15 protein-coding genes are annotated in these 20,912 nt (G+C 46.3%); 3 read left to right on the top strand and 12 right to left on the bottom strand.

Annotation, left to right across the window (positions count from 1 at the left end; translation table 11 throughout):
- Positions 1-15: 15 nt before the first annotated feature.
- The 3 genes from G7035_RS16550 to moaA form a co-directional block, all read right to left on the bottom strand.
- Positions 16-264, bottom strand: a complete 249-nt coding sequence (locus tag G7035_RS16550) for a MoaD/ThiS family protein (RefSeq protein WP_016821673.1) — start codon at positions 262-264, stop codon at positions 16-18.
- A 133-nt stretch (positions 265-397) separates the two neighbouring features.
- Entirely contained in the window at positions 398-1,210 is an 813-nt protein-coding gene (gene fdhD / locus G7035_RS16545; protein ID WP_016821674.1) for a formate dehydrogenase accessory sulfurtransferase FdhD, read from the bottom strand.
- A gap of 39 nt (positions 1,211-1,249) precedes the next feature.
- A complete protein-coding gene (moaA, locus tag G7035_RS16540) occupies positions 1,250-2,263 on the bottom strand; it encodes a GTP 3',8-cyclase MoaA (protein WP_019688106.1) in 1,014 nt (337 codons plus the stop codon).
- Between the two features lie 602 nt (positions 2,264-2,865).
- Between moaA and fdhF the strand changes: the two genes are divergently transcribed.
- Together fdhF and G7035_RS16530 are read left to right on the top strand one after the other, a co-directional pair.
- Positions 2,866-5,808, top strand: coding sequence for a formate dehydrogenase subunit alpha (gene fdhF, locus G7035_RS16535; protein WP_019688107.1), 2,943 nt, complete (start codon positions 2,866-2,868; stop codon positions 5,806-5,808).
- A 12-nt stretch (positions 5,809-5,820) separates the two neighbouring features.
- Positions 5,821-6,303 carry a helical membrane plugin domain-containing protein gene (locus G7035_RS16530; RefSeq protein ID WP_019688108.1) on the top strand — a complete coding sequence of 161 codons (483 nt, stop codon included), beginning with the start codon at positions 5,821-5,823 and terminating at the stop codon, positions 6,301-6,303.
- 84 nt (positions 6,304-6,387) lie between these two features.
- Here G7035_RS16530 and G7035_RS16525 read toward each other — a convergent pair whose 3' ends face one another.
- From G7035_RS16525 to G7035_RS16500, 6 genes are all read right to left on the bottom strand, one after another.
- On the bottom strand, positions 6,388-6,741 hold the full coding sequence (locus G7035_RS16525) for a hypothetical protein (protein WP_016821678.1): 354 nt from the start codon (positions 6,739-6,741) through the stop codon (positions 6,388-6,390).
- A 170-nt stretch (positions 6,742-6,911) separates the two neighbouring features.
- Positions 6,912-7,913, bottom strand: a complete 1,002-nt coding sequence (kdgT, locus tag G7035_RS16520) for a 2-keto-3-deoxygluconate transporter (protein WP_017428226.1) — start codon at positions 7,911-7,913, stop codon at positions 6,912-6,914.
- 48 nt (positions 7,914-7,961) lie between these two features.
- A complete protein-coding gene (locus G7035_RS16515; protein ID WP_019688109.1) occupies positions 7,962-8,969 on the bottom strand; it encodes a tripartite tricarboxylate transporter substrate binding protein in 1,008 nt (335 codons plus the stop codon).
- Positions 8,970-9,095: 126 nt separating this feature from the next.
- Positions 9,096-11,537, bottom strand: a complete 2,442-nt coding sequence (locus G7035_RS16510; RefSeq protein ID WP_019688110.1) for an AraC family transcriptional regulator — start codon at positions 11,535-11,537, stop codon at positions 9,096-9,098.
- Positions 11,538-11,734: 197 nt separating this feature from the next.
- The gene (locus G7035_RS16505; RefSeq protein ID WP_016821682.1) at positions 11,735-13,408 is read right to left on the bottom strand and encodes a methyl-accepting chemotaxis protein; all 1,674 of its coding nucleotides are present in this window, start codon (positions 13,406-13,408) and stop codon (positions 11,735-11,737) included.
- A 27-nt stretch (positions 13,409-13,435) separates the two neighbouring features.
- Complete coding sequence (locus G7035_RS16500) at positions 13,436-14,440, bottom strand: BMP family lipoprotein (RefSeq protein WP_019688111.1); 1,005 nt, start codon at positions 14,438-14,440, stop codon at positions 13,436-13,438.
- A 289-nt stretch (positions 14,441-14,729) separates the two neighbouring features.
- On the opposite strand from G7035_RS16500, the gene G7035_RS16495 reads away from it, so the two are divergent.
- Positions 14,730-17,906, top strand: a complete 3,177-nt coding sequence (locus G7035_RS16495) for a bifunctional cytochrome P450/NADPH--P450 reductase (RefSeq protein ID WP_019688112.1) — start codon at positions 14,730-14,732, stop codon at positions 17,904-17,906.
- A gap of 94 nt (positions 17,907-18,000) precedes the next feature.
- Here G7035_RS16495 and G7035_RS16490 read toward each other — a convergent pair whose 3' ends face one another.
- From G7035_RS16490 to G7035_RS16480, 3 genes are all read right to left on the bottom strand, one after another.
- Entirely contained in the window at positions 18,001-18,588 is a 588-nt protein-coding gene (locus G7035_RS16490) for a restriction endonuclease (RefSeq protein ID WP_019688113.1), read from the bottom strand.
- 167 nt (positions 18,589-18,755) lie between these two features.
- Positions 18,756-20,165: an aspartate ammonia-lyase gene (aspA, locus tag G7035_RS16485; RefSeq protein WP_016821686.1), complete on the bottom strand. Its 1,410-nt coding sequence runs from the start codon at positions 20,163-20,165 to the stop codon at positions 18,756-18,758.
- 199 nt (positions 20,166-20,364) lie between these two features.
- Entirely contained in the window at positions 20,365-20,895 is a 531-nt protein-coding gene (locus tag G7035_RS16480; RefSeq protein WP_019688114.1) for a GNAT family N-acetyltransferase, read from the bottom strand.
- Between the last annotated feature and the right edge of the window lie 17 nt (positions 20,896-20,912).

Genomic DNA, 20,912 nt, shown 5'->3' with positions numbered 1-20,912 from the left:
GCCTGCTACTGGAGCTTATCCTCCTGAAACCGGAGGAATAATCGCAATTTCATCATGTATACTAACCAGATCCTCAGGAGCGACATAGGCTTGATTTCTGGCAACAAAAGCTCCCTGCAACTGGGCCGCTGCTTCAGGGAAATATTGGGACAACAAGTCTTTTAATGCGTTGACGGTCATCGTCTCCTGATCAGCAGGCACCGTAATCATAGGCCTTCCCATCAGTTCTGCAAGTCCGGCAAATACTTGAATATGATAGTTCATTAAGTAGGTTCCCCCCTTTCAGTACAAGGACTAACCATCGCATATACACCAAGAAAAACCAACATGAACTAATACCTCGAAAGGTTTTATTCCATGCTGGTTAACTATGATGGTCTACATTGATATTTTTATATTATATTTTAGATTCAACCAGTTCATCAATCCGCTCCGTGTGCGTATACACATTCAAAGAACGACTTCGTATAAAACCGATGGTAGTAATCCCCAGATCCTCTGCCAATTCAAGTGCAAGCTCTGTGGGAGCTGACTTGGACAAAACAACCTCACAACCAATTTTCGCAACCTTCAACAAGATTTCAGACGAGATGCGCCCACTGAATACGATGATTTTATCTTGTAATATAATATCATGCTTTAGGCAGTGCCCATAGATTTTATCAAGCGCATTGTGGCGGCCGATATCCATTCTGGACAGGATTATTCCGTCTTTGTCACACAGCGCAGCATTGTGAACGCCACCCGTCTCCTGAAACGTATGTGCCGAGGTTTGCATCAAATTCATCAGGCGGAAACAGTCATCAAAAGACACCGTGACATGGGCATCATTCATTCTTTTTGCCACTTTAGCATCATTTATAAAGTAAAATCCCTGTCTACTTTTTCCGCAGCAGGAGGTAATGTATCGTTTGGAATGAAAGTTTTGATAAAACTCATTCATCCGACGGGTTTTAATATGAACAAAACCTTCTTTTTCCTGAACCCAAATATCTTCGATATCATCATACCGTTGAATGACGCCTTCAGAGGCCAAAAAGCCTACTACCATATCTTCTACATACTCTGGTGTACAAACCATGGTGGCAAATTCCTGCTGATTGATTTTAATGGTCACTGGATACTCCGTCACCACTGTGTCTTCAAAACGCTTGATCTGACCGTCCCGATAACGTAGGATCTCGCGTTTTACCTCAGCCGGCTTTTCCATGTGCTCAACTCCCTTGTTTCTGACAGGCTGGCTCTTCGGTCACCCGCCGATATGTGACATTTCAATTTTGGACGATGCTTGCTTCGTATGAGTCAATCGTTCCTCTGAATAGCGGTCGGTACGTCCTCTCCAAACACGCTCAATGTAAGATCTAATCTCATCATCGGATTGCTCGGACCGCAGCATCGTGCGAAGCTTGTACCCTTTAGACGCAAACAGGCATGTGTACAAGGAGCCCTCAGCAGAAATTCTCGCCCGTGTACATGTGGAGCAGAAAGCGTCCGTAACAGATGAAATGATGCCGATTTCCCCGTCTCTGTCCAGATACCTGTAGCGCGTCGCCACCTCACCTTTGTATTGGGGTGGAACAGGTTCTAACGGCATGTGCTCATGGATGGTTTCGATGATCTGCTGCTTGGAAACAACCTGATCCAATTTCCAGCCATTGGTATTACCTACATCCATAAACTCAACAAAGCGCAAAATATGCTTTTTCTTTTGAAAATAGTCAGCCATAGGCATAATATCCTGATCGTTAAAGCCCTTTTGCACGACCATATTTATTTTCACCTGCATTCCCGCTTGAGCTGCAGCCTCAATACCTTCCAGCACCGCCTTGACACTGCTTCTCCCCCCGTTCATGCGGCGGAATCGATCGTCATCCAGCGAATCCAGACTAACCGTCACTCTCTTCAGCCCCGCCTCCCGTAGTGACGCTGCATATTTAGGCAAAAATACACCGTTTGTCGTCATGGCAATATCTTCAACCCCATCGAGTTGAGTTAGCGAATGAATGAGCGAGGACAAATCTTTCCTCAGCAACGGCTCACCCCCAGTAATACGCAGCTTTGTAACGCCGAGCGAGACAAAGATACGCGAGAGGCGGGTAATTTCCGCAAAAGTCAATATTTTTTCTTTTGGCAAAAACGGATAGTCATGGCCAAATATTTCTTCAGGCATACAATATCTGCACCGAAAATTACATCGGTCTATGACGGATATTCTCAAGTCCCGTAACGGACGATTCCATTGATCGTCGCTGCGGTTCGCCATCCCGTTCACCTCAATCCGTCTTCATTAATAAATCTCTTTTAACTGTAAACTGAACCAAAAAACCGGCATCACAACAACTTCTTCGCTTATGAATATCGAAGAATCTGCTAAATGCCGGTTAATTTATCTACATCAGGATTTTACGAATCCTCACATCATGTGATATAGAAAAATCAAACTAACAAGCGCTGCGCCAAATAAAATATACGCGATTCCCACGTACACTCCATTCACGAATGCTCTCAAATAGATACATTCCTATTGTTAGCAATCCTGGAACGTTTGTCAATGATTTTTCGCTTTCTCAATTGATAATCATTATCAATTAAAAATTTTAATAAATCACCGTTGAACTATCTTAAATTTTACGCTATAGTTACACCAGATGACATGCAGAAAATGACATATTCAATTTATTGATATACAGGCGGTGCGTACTGTCTGGTATTAATACATACTCCAATGGCGGATTGGCCTCCAGGACCTAGAGCTTGGTCACTACTCCACCATAAACACAAGTGCTTAAACACGAGCACTTGTGTTTATGGTGGATTTTTTTTGTTCCCAATTTTAAAATTCAAAATCTGAAAGGAGCCTGAACCGTGGCGGATAATACGATCAAAATTACATTAAACGGACAGGAACTGAAAACAAATAGCAGCGCAACCATTCTTGAAGTGATCAACGAAAACAATATTGCACACCCCCAACTGTGTTACGTTCCCGAAGTGGATCCAATCCGCACCTGTGACACATGTATTGTGGAAGTGGACGGAAAGCTTATGCGTTCCTGCTCAACGCTTGCTACAAATGGAATGGATATTCATTTACATTCAGATCGCGCAAAAGCGGCACAAACCGAGGCTATGGACCGTTTGCTGGAGAATCACCTCCTCTACTGCACGGTGTGCGATAACAACAACGGTAATTGTAAACTGCATAACACCGCAGAGCTTATGCAAATTGAACATCAAAAATATCCATATCGACCGAAGGTTGATCCCACAGAAGTAGATATGTCCCACCCTTTTTACCGCTATGATCCCAATCAATGTATTGCATGCGGCCAATGCGTAGAGGTATGTCAGAACCTGCAGGTCAATGAAACACTGTCCCTCGACTGGGAGGCTGAACGCCCTCGCGTGATCTGGGACGATGGAGTTGCCATTAACGATTCCTCCTGCGTCAGCTGCGGTCAGTGTGTAACGGTCTGTCCATGTAACGCCTTGATGGAAAAGTCCATGCTGGGAGAGGCCGGCTTCATGAGCGGCATAAATAAGGATTTATTAAATCCAATGGTTGATCTAATTAAGGAAGTGGAGCCAGGCTACAGCGGTATTTTTGCAATTTCGGAAGCTGAAGCAGCGATGCGTGAAACACGTACGAAAAAAACTAAAACCGTCTGCACGTTCTGCGGTGTAGGTTGCAGCTTTGAGGTTTGGACCAAAGGCCGCAAAATTTTGAAGGTACAGCCTACCTCTGAGGGGCCTGTTAACGGCATTTCGACATGCGTCAAAGGGAAATTCGGCTGGGATTTTGTGAATAGCGATCAACGTTTGACCTCGCCTTTAATTCGTCAAGGAGACGAATTCGTGGAAGCAACCTGGGAAGAAGCCTTGAGCCTGATGGCCAGCAAAATGGGAGCTATCAAAGAAACCTACGGAGGCGAGGCACTCGGTTTTATTTCTTCATCCAAATTTACCAACGAAGAAAATTATCTGATGCAAAAGCTGGCTCGTCAGGTGTTCCAAACGAATAACGTTGATAACTGCTCACGGTATTGCCAATCTCCTGCATCATGGGGGCTACAATATACCGGAGGCATCGGCGGCGACAGTGGCACGATTAAAGACATTGCCTCTTCAGGTTTGGTCATACTAGTCGGCTGTGCGCCGGGAGAAGGACATCCCGTGCTGGCTACTCGCATCAAACGTGCGCATAAGCTGCATGGTCAAAAGTTGATCTCCGTCGACCTGCGCAAGCATGAAATGGCAGAACGCGCAGATTTGTTCATGCGTCCGAAGCAAGGTACTGATTATGTATGGTTATCCGCTGTAGCCAAATACATCATTGAGCAAAACTGGCATGATGCTAAATTCATTGAGAAACATGTAAATTTCTATCCTGAATATTTGAAATTGCTGGAGAACTTCACCCTGGAATTCGCTGAGCAGGAAACTGGTATTTCCCAAGAGACGCTCATTCAGGTAGCGACCATGATTCACGAAGCGGATGGCACGGCCATTTGCTGGGGCATGGGCGTGACGCAAAACATCGCAGGCTCTTACACTTCGATCGCGATTGCCAACCTGCTGCTGGTGACTGGCAACTTTATGCGTCCAGGTGCAGGCGCATATCCGCTTCGAGGGCATAACAATGTTCAGGGTGCTGCCGATATGGGTACCATGCCAGATATTTTTCCTGGCTATCAGCCCGTAACGAAGGAAGCCATTCGGTCCAAGTTCGAAGCGGCCTACGGCGTACAAATTCCAAGCCAGCGCGGACTGGACAACATTCAAATGCTGGAAGCCATTGAGACGGGTAAGCTCAAAGGTATGTATATCGCTGGAGAAGAAATGGCATGGGTGGATGCAGACTCCAATCATACCCAAGAAATGCTGGCGAATTTGGATTTCCTTGTCGTTCAGGATGTATTTCTGAGCAAGACAGCTGAATTCGCTGATGTCATTTTGCCAGCTGTACCTTCACTCGAAAAGGACGGTACCTTTACGAACACCGAACGTCGTGTACAGCGTTTATATGAGGCCCTCCGCCCTGTAGGAGACAGCAAACCGGATTGGTGGATTTTCAGCCAATTTGCCAAGCACATGGGATTTGATTGGGATTACAGTCATCCGAGTGAAATTTTTGAGGAAATGGCGGCGCTCACTCCATTTTTCTCCCAATGTAATTATGACGTATTGGAAGGCTGGAACAGCTTCCATTGGGGATCGCCGGATGGTAGCAACACTCCGCTTCTGCATACCAACGGCTTTAACTTTCCAGATAAAAAAGCACGCTTGGGACTCTTCGAATATGTACCACCAAAAGAGTATCCCGCTGAATTCGATCTGACCTTAAATAATGGCCGACTGCTCGAACAGTTTCACGAAGGGAATATGACGACAAAGTCAACAGGTCTTCAGCTCAAACTCCCAAAAGTATTTGTGGAAGTGTCCCCTGAGTTGGCAGAGGAGCGCGGAGTTACAGACGGATCGCTGGTTCGACTGGAATCTCCCTATGGGGCGGTCAAGCTGCATGTTCTGGTGACGGACCGGGTACAAGGAACAGAAATTTATGTACCGATGCACTCTACCAGTCATGAGGGTGCTGTCAATCTATTAACTGGTGGAGCATTTGATGTAGTCACCCGTACACCTGCCTATAAACAAACCAAAGTACGGATGCAAGTTTTGGAATTCGATGGTCAAAATCCACTCCCACATATCAATCCACGTTATAAAAAGCGGCATCCGCAAAATGGGGTTGAAGTGAACCGTAAGTGGAATCGTCCCGGTTATATCGATTTGGTAGATCAAAAATAAGGAGGTCGAACCATGGCTAAGCCTATTTCAATTGTGAGAAAACGTATATTGACAGCAGAAGAACGGCAAAAACAATCGCTGGATCAACTTACTGCCGACCTGGCAGACAATAGGGCAGCATTGCAGAAGACGCTTGAAATTGTACGTGAACTGCATGACAGTGGTCTTCTCGAAGCAGCTCAGTCTATGCTAAAAGCCAAAGAAACCATTGCCAAAATCGCTGTAGGACAAGCGACGCGCAAGCCTGTGACGAACATCATCAATAATCTGATGGGTGCAGCAGGGATGCTGTCCGAGGTAGACCCTGAGCTGATGAAAAAACTGGCAAGCAGCGTCACTACGGGCCTGAATGAAGCCGAAGAGCACCTAAAGCGGAATAAAAAGACGCGGCTGCGTGATCTTATGAAGGCAATGAATGATCCAGATGTAAACCGGGCAATGGGGTTCGGTATTCATTTTCTCAAGGGCGTGGGAAAAGGTTTGTCTGATAAATAGCTTAATAGATATGAAAGTGGAAGGCTACTAACCACAGATAATAAAAAGAGCTGGCTCCGAAAAAAACGGGGCAGCTCTTTTTATTTATTTTTTATCCACCTGCAACAAGGTCACTGTTTTAAGAGAAACGGCATCTTTTATTTGCTCCTCCGCGATAACCTTAAGTTTTAGCAAGCTGGAAATTTTTGAAGTGTCCGGCTTGGAAAACAAACGCCATAATTGAGGATCAGGCAATGAATCATACAATTTCGCATGATCGTATTCCTTGCGGTGCTGCTGTACAATCCTGACTCGGTAGTTGCCAATTTCCCAATCGGATACTTCCTGCTCTGCACAATGGGCGGTAATGTCATTGCGCAAATCAGCCAGTTCACCTTCAATTTCTTTTTGCTTTTGCTTTAACTGGTAATAGCGACGCACCTTGTCTTCCAATTCCATCACGCTCCTCTGCTTACATATGTATGTTGGCAGAAGCGTTTTAGGACAAGTTTTATCATGTTAGGATGGAAGGTGTATCTATAACTGTAACAGCATTTCCCGGGTAATGGTAACGTCGACCAATTGAACCCTCGTCATATAAATTTTATTTCAGGATTTTTGCTAAATCCTCATTTAGGTACATTCGCCCCTGGAGTTACAGGCCCCGCTCCTTTGGACTTCCCCTTGCGCTTCATATAATTGGCCCAGTATGCCGTCAGAATTGGCACCAAAATGGAGGTCACTATGACCGAAGCGGCTACTAATGCCGTTGCAGATTGGGCAACAGGCAAAAATTCAGGCTTAATATTGGCAACAATGACTGGATTCGCTACTGCTGCACCTGCTGTGCTGGAGGCTGCAATTCCTGCCGTACCGTTGCCACCCCCGATATATTTGTCCGCCAGAATCAATGGAATACCTGTAAAGATAATTACAAAAACACCCAACAAAATACCTAACACACCTGTCTGGACAATAACACTCAGGTCAATGGAACACCCCAACGCAAATCCAAAAAATGGAATAAGAGCTTGTGTCGCGTTTCCAAAATATTTACGGAAATCATGATCCAGATTGCCCAACATAAAGCCGACCAAAAACGGTAATACGGCCCCGACAAATGTTTGCGGTTCAAAAACGGCCAGCCCGGTACTCCCTAGAATAAGCATAGTCACCAGTGGACCTGATTCCAGTGACATCAGCACGAATGCTCCTGCCTCTTCCTTGGAGCCATACTGCTGCATAATGGAGGCGTAGAGACCGCCGTTCGTCATATCCATAGCCGAGATCAGCGCCAGCACCGACAAACCTGCAAATAGCCCACTTTCTACGCCGCCAACAGGCAGCAATCTAGACGCAATGATCGCCACGACCCAAGCGACTGCGATTTTAGTCAATACGAGCGTTCCTGATTTACGCAATACGGTGCCTGTCGCTCGCACATCTATGGAAGCACCCATACAAAAAAACCACACTGCCAAAATGGGCACCGTACCGGTCATCAATCCCTTGGTAAAAGATCCAAAATAGTCGCCTGCCCATGGAGTAAATGTATGAAAAAGTGCGCCGATAAACAGCGGCACCAGCATAATGCCCCCTGGAATTTTATCGATGTTTTGTTTGATTTTCATAACTTCATTCAACCCTTTCGTTTTTGCCAATGCAAAAACAAGGCCGTTTTACTTGCGGCTTAAGCCGAGCTCAGGAATCAGTTTTGCGAAAGTATCATGACTATCCTTCAGTTGACGCGCGAATGCCTCTGCATCCTGGACACGCAATCCCAATCCATGTTTTCGCATTTCCTCCCTAAATTCCTCGTCTTTCGTCCCCTTGATCAGTGCATCCGCCAGCGTTTGAGCCACCTCATTCGGTGTATCCTTAGGTACAGCCAGCCCTCTCCAGGTGCCTATAAAATGGACACGCAGCCCAGTCGCCTGCTGAAGTGTTGGCACTTTTGGAAACGCTTCCGAAATGGTGTCTGCCTGGATCGCCAGTATGCGAAGTTTCCCATCGTCCACGTATTTCTTCACCTCTGCGGGACTGACAGGTACAGCGTCCACGAATCCGCTCATTAAAGCAGAAACTGCTGGGCCTGCTCCCTCATAAGGGATATGGGTGAAGCGGACTCCGCTTTTCTGCTCCAGCATCGCGGCAGCTAGGTGCCATATACTACCTGTGCCTGCATTCCCCATTTTCAGCTTGCCTGGATGGGCCCTAGCATCCTCTAGAAATGCCTCCGCTGTCTTCCACGGCGCATCCGCCCGAACCGTAATGGCAGAAGGGTCCATATTGGTTTGAAGCAGCGGCTTAAAACGCTCATAGGTGATGGGTAGCAGTCCCAAATGTGGTAATGTAGTCAGTTCAGCGACCAGATACGTTACGGTGTAACCGTCTGCCTGCGCCTCAGCTCCCTCCATCAGCCCGACAGAACCGCCGCCACCTGTTCGATTAATGACGATGATCGGCTGCCCGAGATGCTTTTCGGCGGCTTTTGCCAACGCTCTTGCGGTAATATCTGTACCGCCCCCCGCCGCATACGGAACGACAAGCGTTACTGGCTTCGCAGGAAATATACGACTGTGATCCTGCAGGGCGCGGTGATCCACATATTCACTGATACTCAAGGCAGAAAGCATAGCCACTCCTGCCGCAACCAGCACATATTTTTGCCATGGCTTTTTCTTCATTACGCTTCCTCTTCTCTACAAATAAACTGGGCCTATTACGCCCGCCGTCACCTCCAACGTTTTCGGTCATTTGTTCGCGCTTACATGAAGTCAATGTACCGCAACGTGGAGGCCCACATCTATCGTCTAATCTTCGTGTTTATCTTCTATTTCACCAAAGCGCCGATCTTTTGACCGATTTGCATATTCATTAGAAGATTTGTTGATTTGTCTGAATTTCCCTGGGGTCAATTGCTTATACTTGCGGAATACACGAATAAAACTGTTCTCGTTTCGGTACCCGACCTGCTCTGCAATTTCACCAATTTTCAAATGCGTTTCACACAGCAATATGCATGCCTTTTTGACACGTAATCCAGTCAAATAATCATATACGGTAGTCCCCGTTTCCTCTTTGAACATACTACTCACCGAAGACACGCTCATGTGAACATGATCCGCAATTTCCTGAAGCCCGATGTTCAAATGCAAGTGATGTTCCATATAGTCGATCATCTCTTGTACACGTACAAAATCTTTGGACTGTTGGCGTCCATGCCATTTCTCTTCAATATCAGTCAACATGATGGCCAGCAGCGCCTCAATGTCTTGAAGGTCTAGCGTCAGAATCTGATTCCAATGATAATCAGCGAGCTGATCTGGCGGAGTCACGCTTTGAGTGGTACACCATTTTAACAAATCTTCCAGCAGTTCATGAACAAATAGGTAGACCTGGTTTGGAGATGTCCTAAAGAGTCGAAGTTCTTCTACCCATTGGCTGACTAACTTTGCACTTGCACCAGGTTCCTGTGACTCCACAGCACGAATCAGATCCACACGCCGATGGTCCAGTAATCTTGCATCCTGAGCCTGATCCTGTGGCTGCATATCCACTATGCAATCCTGTTTGACATTTATGTTGCTGCTCAAATTCATATGTGAACGTCCATACCCCTCATACAAACGCAAATTAAGCGCCTCTTTTCCTTTTATAAAAGACGCCCGTGCCTCTTGAATATCTGTGACCCTATGCCCAATCCCTACCGAAATCGTCATAGGAAGATATTCCCCAACAACCTGAATTAGCCTGTCAACGCTGTTGCGAAGCCATGCTCTCTCTTTAGCAGCTCCCTCCGCTTCAACTTCATATGTGCTTTCTCTGAACTGCAGCAGTACAACCAAACCACTCTCTTCCTCCGGCGCACTAACTGCTTTCCAATGAGGCTCAAGCATCTCCAGCAAAATATTGTTCAGCGCATATTTAAGCAGCATTTTGTCCTCTTCCAGAAAGCTTGCGCTCCACGTAGAATACCGATCAATCGACACGATCATAACAACCAAAGAATTATGGTCCCAATCGGAAAAATACTGTTCCCATTTCGTACGCATTTCCTGTACACCCATTCTACGCTGGAAGACATCTTCTATATATTTGGAACGCAGCTCCGGCAAGCTTCGCTCTACCACCAATGATTTGCGGTGAAATTCTCCAACCAACTTGCTAATCACGGGTTCCAGATCATACAATCCTCCCTGACGCGTTCCCTTGTTGCCTGAATTCAAGAGACTATTAATTTTTTTCATAGGGCGAAAAGCGGCATAACTGTAATAGTACACCGCCGAGCACCCAGCCAGGATAGAGATCAAGGCCAGCCACAACATCATATTGCGCGCCAGTTTTACATTTTTCAGTAGCTTGTCCATCGGCACAAGTGATACTAGACGCCAGCCTGTAACATCGGAGAAGGTCTGGTTCGCCATATATTCCATATCTCCAATTTCTACATAAGCATAAGGATTCACATCCAACTCTTTCAAAACCCTGCCCATATCATTTAAGGGTATGGACGATCTCAGTTTGGGATAGATCAGCTCGCCCTCCAGATCATAGACGTATTGCGAGTTGGATAAATGAATATACAGTTTGGAGAAAAAACGGTCGTAATCCAGATTGATTAACACCGCACCCCTGACCTGTCCATTCTCTACTATAGGTCTAGCCAGCGAGAGCAGCTCTATCGTGCCATGCTGTTGATCAGTACCATACCATCTCCGCTTAATCAATAGCGGCTTTTTTTGAATGTCCTGAATCCAGGGAACCCAGGTTGTATCCGGTGCTTGATTCCAATCGGGCAAATAACCATAATTGCTGGACACGAGAGCATGATTATCCAAAGAAATGACTTCAATCGAATAAATTTCTTCGTGTGAAGAAAGGGTTTTCAAATATTTCTGAAGTCGTTCGATAACGGAGGCTTTGTTGGATACCGATTTTCCATCCGCATAAATACGTATAAAAGACTCTACATCCGGATAATAAGCCGCATCCAGTGCCTTGTTATCCGACTCACGAAAAGCCCGATTAGTCACATCCAGATTGATTTGCAACAATTCTATATTAGGTGTATTCAACTCGGTATCCAAACCTTCACGGTATCTTGAATACGATAGCAAGCCGATCACGCTGATCACGAGCGACACGCACAGCGTGAGCAGCAGAATCAGTCTTGTCTGCTTATTTTTCAGTATCAATCGAAGCTTAAGTCGCAACATTCCTGTAACTTCATCCTTCCGGACTACGTTGTCCATCTTCCTCTTACTCAATATTAGATGACATATTACCTTTACATCTATTTGACACATGAAGTGGAATTTCCTGCCTTTACAAATCAAACTTAACAGAAGTCACATCATTAATAATAAAAAAGAAGAAGTCTCCCTGTACAAGGTAGAACTTCTTCTTATGTGCTGCTTGCATCCATTGTTCAGCGGCATAGATATTCGTATTACAGTGTTTGGCTCGTCTTTTCCACCTGAAAACGATTCAGTTCCCGCTGCATCTCCTCACGAATCTGGCGAAGCTCCTTTACCTTCTCAGCCGATTCCTCGAAGGAACGCTTCTGCTCCACCGTGGAAGCCGTAATCTCTTCACTGCCTGCGGCGGACTGCTGAGTGATTGCGCTAATATTCTCAATAGCTTGCTGCACCTGTACACTCAGTTCTCGTGATACATTCATGTCTATGGATAATTTGCTGACTTGGCCGGCAATTTGCTGCACTTTGCCACTAATCTCTCTAAACGATTCTCCGGTGGAGGAGGTTGCCTTCTCCTGCTCGCGGAACAACTCCTGACTTTGTGCCACAGAAGTCTTCACCTTATCCATAGCCTGCGTGATCCCCTCAACAGCGGTATAAATTTTCTTTACAGCAGATTCAGATTGACTCGCCAGCTTTTTCACTTCATTGGCAACAACAGCAAAGCCTTTTCCCGCTTCACCCGCACGTGCAGCCTCAATCGAGGCATTCAAGGACAACAGCGACGTTTGGCTGGCAATTTCAGATACATAACCGGTCATAGTTGTGATCTCAGCTGCATTAGATTCCAGCTCTCTAACGGTTTGTTCCACTTCAGACATTGCCGAACGGTTCTCTGCAACAATTCGCATTTGATCACTCATGACACGCGCACCCTGCTCAATGACACGCAAAGCATCCTCACTATACGTGGTTGATTGCGTAGTCTCCAGCAAATTAGATTCAAACTTCTGCTGCATATCATCCACCACGCTAACTGTCGATGACAGGTCCTCAGCAATTTTCTGACTGCCTATCGCAAGTTCCTCTGTTGATGTGCTGACTTGTGTCACAATTTCCTTCATGGCCTCATTGTGCTGATCAATATCCCGAGCCATCAGATCGACACGATTACCCGCCTGATCAATGGAAAGTACAATGCTGCGCAAGTTCCCGATCATAACACGGAAAGATTCATTGAGCTCGTCCAGCTCATCTCGGCCCTTTGTTTGAGGAAGTTGAACAGTTAAATTCCCCTCGGCAATTTGCTTCGCTGCATCCGTTAACTTGCGAGTTCTAAGGGCAAGCTGCCTGGAGGTATATGTATTATATAGCCCAACCGCCACCAGAAGTAGAACTGCACCTGCCAAGGCTAATTGCCAAGTAAAACGAATACTTTTGGTCAGGTCTTCTGTGTATTGGTCGTAACGCGCCTTGGTCAGCAGATCCAGCATAAATACATCGTTCTGAATCCCCTGGGCACGCATGGCCTCTCGTTTGGATTCTGGGCTGTTCTGAGCACTCATCGCTTTTTCCGTTGCTACTTTCAATTGGCTGAATTTTATTTTAATCGAATCCAGTCGCTTTTGCTGTGCTTCGGTCTGCATCATGCCCTGTGAAAGCAAAGTAATCGTTTTTTCAGACTGAGTTAGCTGATTTTGCACATCGGCTTTGTTGCTCTCCGTCATGGAAGTAGAATAATTTTGCAGTGCCTGCCCCGACTGAATCAAATAGGCATTAAGCTGCTGTACATTCAACATAGCTGGAACAAGATTACTGCTTTGAGCGTTAATACGTAACAATTCAAAAATGATATAAGCTACTAAAGCCAGGCAAGCGATCAGGGAAATCATCGCGTTAAGCACCAGTTTACCTTGCAGTTTCATCAGCATTCATCCTCCGTTTGCGAAAATTTATTGGGTGGGTACAGTAAGTGTGCCGGATTTGATTTTTTCCATTAAATCATCCATTACCTTTTGCTGATCCGGATTCAGTGTCACGACACGAATAGGCGCCAAACCTATACCTTCTTCCGCAAGTCCAAACACCATATCCTTCTCCGTAAATTTTCTTTGATGGTCTGCAAAGCCTTTGACTACTGTATAAATTGCACTGTCTACGTTTTTAATCATTGAGGTCACCACCGCTTTTTCTGCAATAAAAAACTGGTCGCTATCGACCCCGATGGCGAATTTGTGCTGCTTCTGCGCTTCCTGTAGCGCACCTACACCGGTTAGCCCTGCTGCTGCAAAAATGACATCAATCTGGTCCTGATTGATCATGTCATCCGCAATTTTCGTACCCAGCTCCGGTTTGCCAAAATCTCCTGCATACGTTGCCGTAACTTTGGCATTAGGCTTGACTGATTGCACCCCTGCACGATACCCAATTTCAAACTTTTTCAACAGAGGAGATTCCGCACCTCCGAGAAAACCCACCTGTTCCGTACGACTCGTCAAACCGGCAACAACCCCGGCCATAAAACTGCCCTCTTCTGCTTTGAAGGTAATGGAGGCCACATTCGGCAATTCCGATGTTTCATCCACAATTAAAAATTTACGGTCTGGATTCTTTTTGGCAACGGCCTCCAAACTGTCCTTCACCATGTAACCCAATCCAATGATTAAATCCGCTTTTTCTTGAACAAGCTGATTAAAAGCAGCATCATACGTCTTGGTCTCAGTTATTTCCCGGTATTCAAAAACAATCTTCCCCTCATCCCGTGCCTTGACCAAACCTCGAAAAGCCGCATCGCTGTAAGATTGATCACCCAGACCAATATCTGACAGCACGATTCCCACCTTAATGGGTTCGGCCTTGGTTTGTACGTCTGATTGCCCACATGCACTTAGCAATAATGCAAAGATCGTGACAATGGGAATCCACCTAAAAATTAATAATACAGCTCGTTTTTTCATGACATATCACCTCAACATAAAATGCAAATCCCCAACATCTTTATATCGGTTATAGAGGTGAATTTGTTCATAAATTTTTCTGTAAATTCATTGTAAATGGATAATGACAATGGGTTCATCTTCTTCTACATGTAATAAGCGTCTCTTTTCGTACTGCTTTTATTGTACGAACTGTCTAAAATTATTTATTTCGTTTATCCGGAAAGAATAAAGTGTAATTTTTATGGTAAACGTAGGAACCCCCTTCAACCATCACTCTATATTGAAACTGAAAGGAGCTACATTTAGAATGACTTCAACAAATTCAATTCCGCAGCCTAAAACATACGGTCCCTTAGGAAATCTGCCCTTGATCGATACCCATGCCCCTGTCCAGTCGCTGGTTAAGCTTGCAAATGAGTACGGTCCCATCTTTCGCATGGATCTGCCTGAAGGAACGAACATTTATATTTCCGGTCATAAGCTGGTCGCAGATGCTTGTGATGAATCCCGTTTCGACAAACAGGTGTGGGCTCCCTTACAAAAAGTACGAGCTTTTGCCGGAGATGGACTATTCACAAGCTGGACTGAGGAGCCGAACTGGCGCAAGGCCCATCAAATATTGCTGCCAAGCTTCAGCCAGCGGGCCATGAAGGGTTACCACAATATGATGCTTGATCTTGCTGTTCAGTTGGTGCAAAAATGGTCTCGGCTCAATCCAGATGAAAGTGTAGAGGTACCGGAGGATATGACCCGCCTGACTTTGGATACTATCGGGTTATGCGGCTTTAATTATCGTTTTAACAGCTTTTACCGCGACCAGCCCCATCCGTTCGTGACCAGTATGACACGCGCACTGGATGAAGCAATGGGTCAGTTGCAACGTCTCAATTTGCAAAACAAGCTGATGTTATCGAAGAAAAAACAGTTTAAACACGACATCGAAACGATGTTCTCTCTGGTGGACAGCATTATTCAAGAACGCAAAACCACGGGCAACCAAGGTGAAGAGGATTTACTGGCACGTATGCTGGAAGGCAAGGACCCGGAAACAGGTGAAACGCTGGATGATGAAAATATCCGCTATCAGATCATTACCTTTCTCATCGCCGGTCATGAAACGACCAGTGGACTTTTATCCTTTGCCATTTACTATTTGCTTAAAAATCCACGAACACTAACCAAAGCCTATGAAGAAGTAGATCGCGTGCTCACCGATTCGCTGCCTTCCTATACTCAGGTGCGTGAACTCAAGTACATAAGGATGATACTGAATGAAGCCCTGCGGCTATGGCCAACAGCTCCCGCCTTTTCTCTCTTCGCCAAAGAAGATACGCTGCTCGACGGAACCTATCCGCTTAAAAAAGGCGACAGTGTCAATGTACTTATTCCCAAACTTCACCGTGATACCGAGGCTTGGGGCGAAGATGTTGAGGAATTTAGACCCGAACGCTTTGAGGACCCATCCGCCATTCCGCAAGATGCCTACAAACCGTTTGGCAACGGTCAACGGGCCTGTATCGGACAACAGTTTGCCTTACAGGAGGCCACTCTTGTGCTGGGTATGGTACTGAAACATTTTGAGCTGATTGACCATACTCATTATGAGTTGAAAGTCAAAGAAACGCTCACGCTCAAGCCGGAAGGCTTCACCATTCAAGTACGGCCACGCAGTACACAGACTGCCGTCATGCTGCCAGGTGCCGCTCAAGAACTTCATGAAAAAGAGGAACAAAAAGTTGCAGCCCGCCATGCCGAAAAGCATGATACTTCTTTGCTATCTTTGTACGGCTCGAATCTGGGTACAGCTGAGGGACTTGCAGGTGAACTAGCCGATTTAGGCCGGAATTGGGGTTTCAACAGTAGCATTGCAACTCTAAATGATCGTGTGGACCATTTGCCTAAAGAAGGTGTGGTACTTATTACGACCGCATCTTATAACGGGCATCCGCCAGATAATGCAGATGCCTTCGTAGAATGGTTGAAGCAGGTAGACGAGGGACAATTGGCAGGCATAAGGTATGCTGTCTTTGGTTGCGGTGACCGGAATTGGGCCAGCACGTATCAACGCATTCCAAGGATGATTGATGAGCTAATGGCTGCCAAAGGGGCAGAGCGACTGTATGACCGGGGTGAAGGCGACGCCAGTGGTGACTTCGAGAAGGATTGGGAAGACTGGAACCATGGCTTATGGCCGGAATTGCTAAATGCCTTCGGAATAGAGCACAGTGATACAGAACCGCAGGACACCAGCAGTCTGAGCATAGAGTTTGTAAGCGATGTACTAAGCGCTCCGCTGGCGGCCAACTATGAGGCAGCTACTGCCGTTGTTACCGCGAATCGTGAACTGCACGCTGCTGAAAGTGAACGCAGTACACGACATCTGGAGATCCAATTACCAACCGGATTGTCCTATCGCGAGGGTGATCATCTTGGTGTTTTGCCGCGTAATCCTGCTTCGCTGGTTAATAGGGTGATGCAACGCTTTAAGTTACAGGATCAGGACTACATTGTATTAAAAGGCAGTGACCGGGATGCGGCGCATCTCCCCTTGGATCGGCCTGTCAGCGTAGGAGATTTGCTCACTCTCAGTGTGGAACTGCAAGAATCGGCAACCAGAGCCCAGCTAAGGCAACTGGCATCCTTTACAGTGTGTCCACCGCATAAGAAAGAAATCGAAGCTTTGCTCGAGGATACTACTTTCGATCAAGAGATACGAAAGAAGCGCGTCACGATGCTGGATATTCTGGAGAAGTATCCAGCCTGCGAGCTGCCATTTGAAAACTTCATCTCGCTGTTACCACCACTCAAGCCTAGATACTACTCCATCTCCAGTTCTCCGCTTGAGTCGGAGAATTCAGCGAGTATAACCGTGAGCGTCGTGCGTGGACCAGCCCGTAGCGGAAAGGGCGAATATCTCGGTATCGCCTCCAATTATTTAGCACAGCTCCAACCAGATGATCCGGTTGTCATTTTTGTGCGAAAGCCTCAGTCTGGCTTCCGTTTGCCGGAAGACCCGACCGTGCCTGTGATCATGGTCGGTCCAGGGACTGGTATTGCTCCATTCCGCGGATTTCTCCAAACACGCCATGTGCTTAAGGAGAGAGGAGAACAGCTCGGCGAGGCGCATCTATACTATGGCTGCCGTGATCCAAAGCTCGATTATCTATACAAGCAAGAGCTGGAGGCCTGGGAGCAGGAAGGAATCGTTACGGTTCATACAGCCTTTTCACGTCTGCCTGGTCAACCCAAAAGGTATGTACAGCATGTCATGAATGAAGATGCAGACACTCTGATTCACTTGCTTGATGAAGGAGCGCATCTGTATGTATGCGGCGACGGTAGCCGGATGGCCCCCGACGTTGAAGACACGCTCTGTGCGGCCTATGCGGATGTACACCATACTAGTAAAGAAGAAGCGCAGCAATGGTTGGAGCAGCTCCAACAGGATAAACGCTATGCCAAGGATGTCTGGACAGGCATCTGATGATAGCGGTATAAGAGCAGCATCATATTCAATAATAAAAGGGACTGATTACTAGGCTTCAAGCTTGCCGCCAGTAGTTCAGTCCCTTTTATAATTATTTTTCACTCCATTTGGAAGCGATCACCTCTGCCCTACTTTCTATTACATCCATAACCTCCTCGCGGCGCTTTGACTTGAACAAATCAATCATGTCTTCCAAATCATTGCGGTCCAATAATTTAACCCCGTTGACAGCAGCAAGTGTTTTACAGGATTCTGTATAACGACCGGAGGTGATAACGATGGACTTGTCGGCTGCATAATAACGCATAGAGGTGTAAATTTCCTGCACCGCACCCAACCCCACCGGATGTTGTACAGCATAACGCTTGGCTTGAATTACGACTCTGGCGCCTTCACGGTCTGTAAATACCAGATCCGCTCCAAAATCCCGGCTGCTGGTTGTTTTATAAATGTCCTTATAGCCAAGTGCGGATAACAACCGCTGCAAATAAAACTCAAATTCCGAGCCATCCTCCATACGATCTATATCCTGAATTCCGATTTTACGCGGGTCCAGATCACGTAAAATCCGATTCCGACGACCACGTATCATTCCCCTGATGATGAGCACAAGCAGTAATAGTAATACAATAAGTCCTATTCCTAATTCCTTATACGCCGATAATTGCTCCAGCAGCATTCCTCTTCCCCTTTTCTACAGCAGGCATGCAAGCGGTATATTCCTTAGTAGGGTTACCGTTACTACCTATCACACTGACACGGTTTTACACAAAAGCAACCCCGCCGAATTCGACGGGGCTGCCTTCATTTTATCTCAAAGTTGCCTACATTCTAAACTCCGCAATATTATTCACGATTCAGCAAAGATTCTCCGGCAATACCAGGCTGAGTCATTTGGTACGGGTCCAATATAATGTCCAATTCTTCCTCAGTCAGTACATTATATAACAGACACAGCTCACGTACCGATTTGCCAGTCGTAATTGCTTCGCGGGCAATGCGTGATACGACCTCATATCCGAGGTGCGGATTGAGCGCTGTAATAATACCTACACTGTTCTCCACATATTCACGGCACCGCTCCACATTTGCTTCAATTCCTTCCACACAATGAACACGGAAAACGTGGAAGCCCTGCTTCATAATTTCCAGCGATTGCAGCAAATTGTAGACAAGTACAGGCTCCATCACGTTCAGCTCCAGTTGGCCTGCCTCCGAAGCCAAGCAGATTGTATGATCATTACCAATGACCTGAAAGGCAATTTGATTAATGACTTCACACATCACTGGATTTACCTTGCCCGGCATAATGGATGATCCTGGTTGACGAGCAGGCAGACTCAGTTCTCCCAGACCAGCGCGTGGTCCAGAAGCCATCAAACGGATGTCATTGGCCACCTTGGACATATTCATCATACAAATTTTCAAGGCAGCGGACACTTCAGTATAGGCATCCGTATTTTGTGTGGCATCTACGAGGTTTTCGTCTGCTTCCACAGGAAAGCCACTAACCTCAGCCAGTACCTCAGCGACACGCTGAATATAACGACGGTCTGCATTCAGGCCGGTACCCACTGCAGTTGCACCCATATTAATGGTTAGCAGGTGATCTTTGGTTGCACGAACGCGTCCGATATCACGGCCCAGCACACGAGCATAAGCCTGAAACTCCTGCCCTAATCGGATCGGCACTGCATCCTGCAAGTGGGTTCTACCCATTTTGATCACACTATCAAACTCAGTGGCCTTGCGGGAAAAAGCTTCCTGAAGCTCACTCATGGTGACTAACAGCTTATCAATCATACTTAATACAGCCAAATGTACGGCCGTAGGAAAAGCATCGTTCGTCGATTGCGCCATATTAACGTGATTATTAGGACTGATCTCCTGATAGTCTCCTCGCTGCTTACCGATCAGCTCCAGCGCCCTGTTTGCAATCACTTCATTTGTATTCATATTAATGGACGTGCCTGCGCCGCCCTGAATCGGATCGACGATAAAATGATCATGCAACTGTCCTTGAATAATCTCGTCAGCAGCCTGAATAATGGCCTCTGCTTTGGGGCGATGTAAACGGGTTAGTTCCATGTTTACCGTCGCTGCTCCCTTTTTTACGATCGCCATGGCTTTAATCAACTCAGGATGCAATCGTTGGCCTGTAATTGGAAAATTTTCTTTTGCTCTTAGAGTTTGTACACCGTAATAAGCATCTGACGGCACTTCCTTGGTTCCTAAAAAATCATGCTCCAGCCTCATATTCTTTGATTCCTCCGCTGTGTTTGCTACGTTCTTCAATTCAGTACAGTCAAATGACATAAAAAAACCTTTTCTGATTTCCTCTTCATTATACGTTCCGATTCCCGTGCTTTACCAGTCGAATAAACGCGGAAAAAGGTTATGTAATCCAATGACAAGTTATGATTTCCCGCAAATACCACGGTTATTCGGCAAATGCTCAGCTATGACTGGAATACGGATTTAATGGCTTATAATAATATCGAGTGGCGTGCAGCTGACCATCGGCTGATTGAGCGTAGTTCGGAATAACACCAGCTTCCACAAACCCGATCGACTCATATAATCTATTAGAAGGATCTCCAACACGCGTATCCAGCACCAGTAGGGTTCTGTTCTGACGCACTGCCTCTTCTTCGGCTGCCTTCATTAACTGTCGTGCGATCCCAAGCCTGCGTCCGGACGGATGCACCATAAGCTTTGCAATTTCTGCACGATGTGTAGCGTTCGCTTTTTGAGCCAACTGAAGCTGAACCGTCCCCACAGGTATTCCGTCCTTCTCGGCAATCCACAGAACTACACCGTCCTCAAGCACACTGTTCCAATAAGCTGCTGCCTCCTGATACCTCAGTGGCGGTAAGAAACCTATAGATGCACCATCAGCAACCACGTCGATCAACAGTCGGCTTAGTGAATCTGACAATACTTCGCTGAGCACTTGAACAGAGTATATTCTCACTTCGTTAGACATTGTAATTCCTCCTGATG

The sequence above is a fragment of the Paenibacillus polymyxa genome, assembly GCF_015710975.1.
GTDB lineage: Bacteria > Bacillota > Bacilli > Paenibacillales > Paenibacillaceae > Paenibacillus > Paenibacillus polymyxa.
Note: the sequence above shows the minus strand (reverse complement) of the source record. Positions and strands in the feature narration are given on the sequence as shown.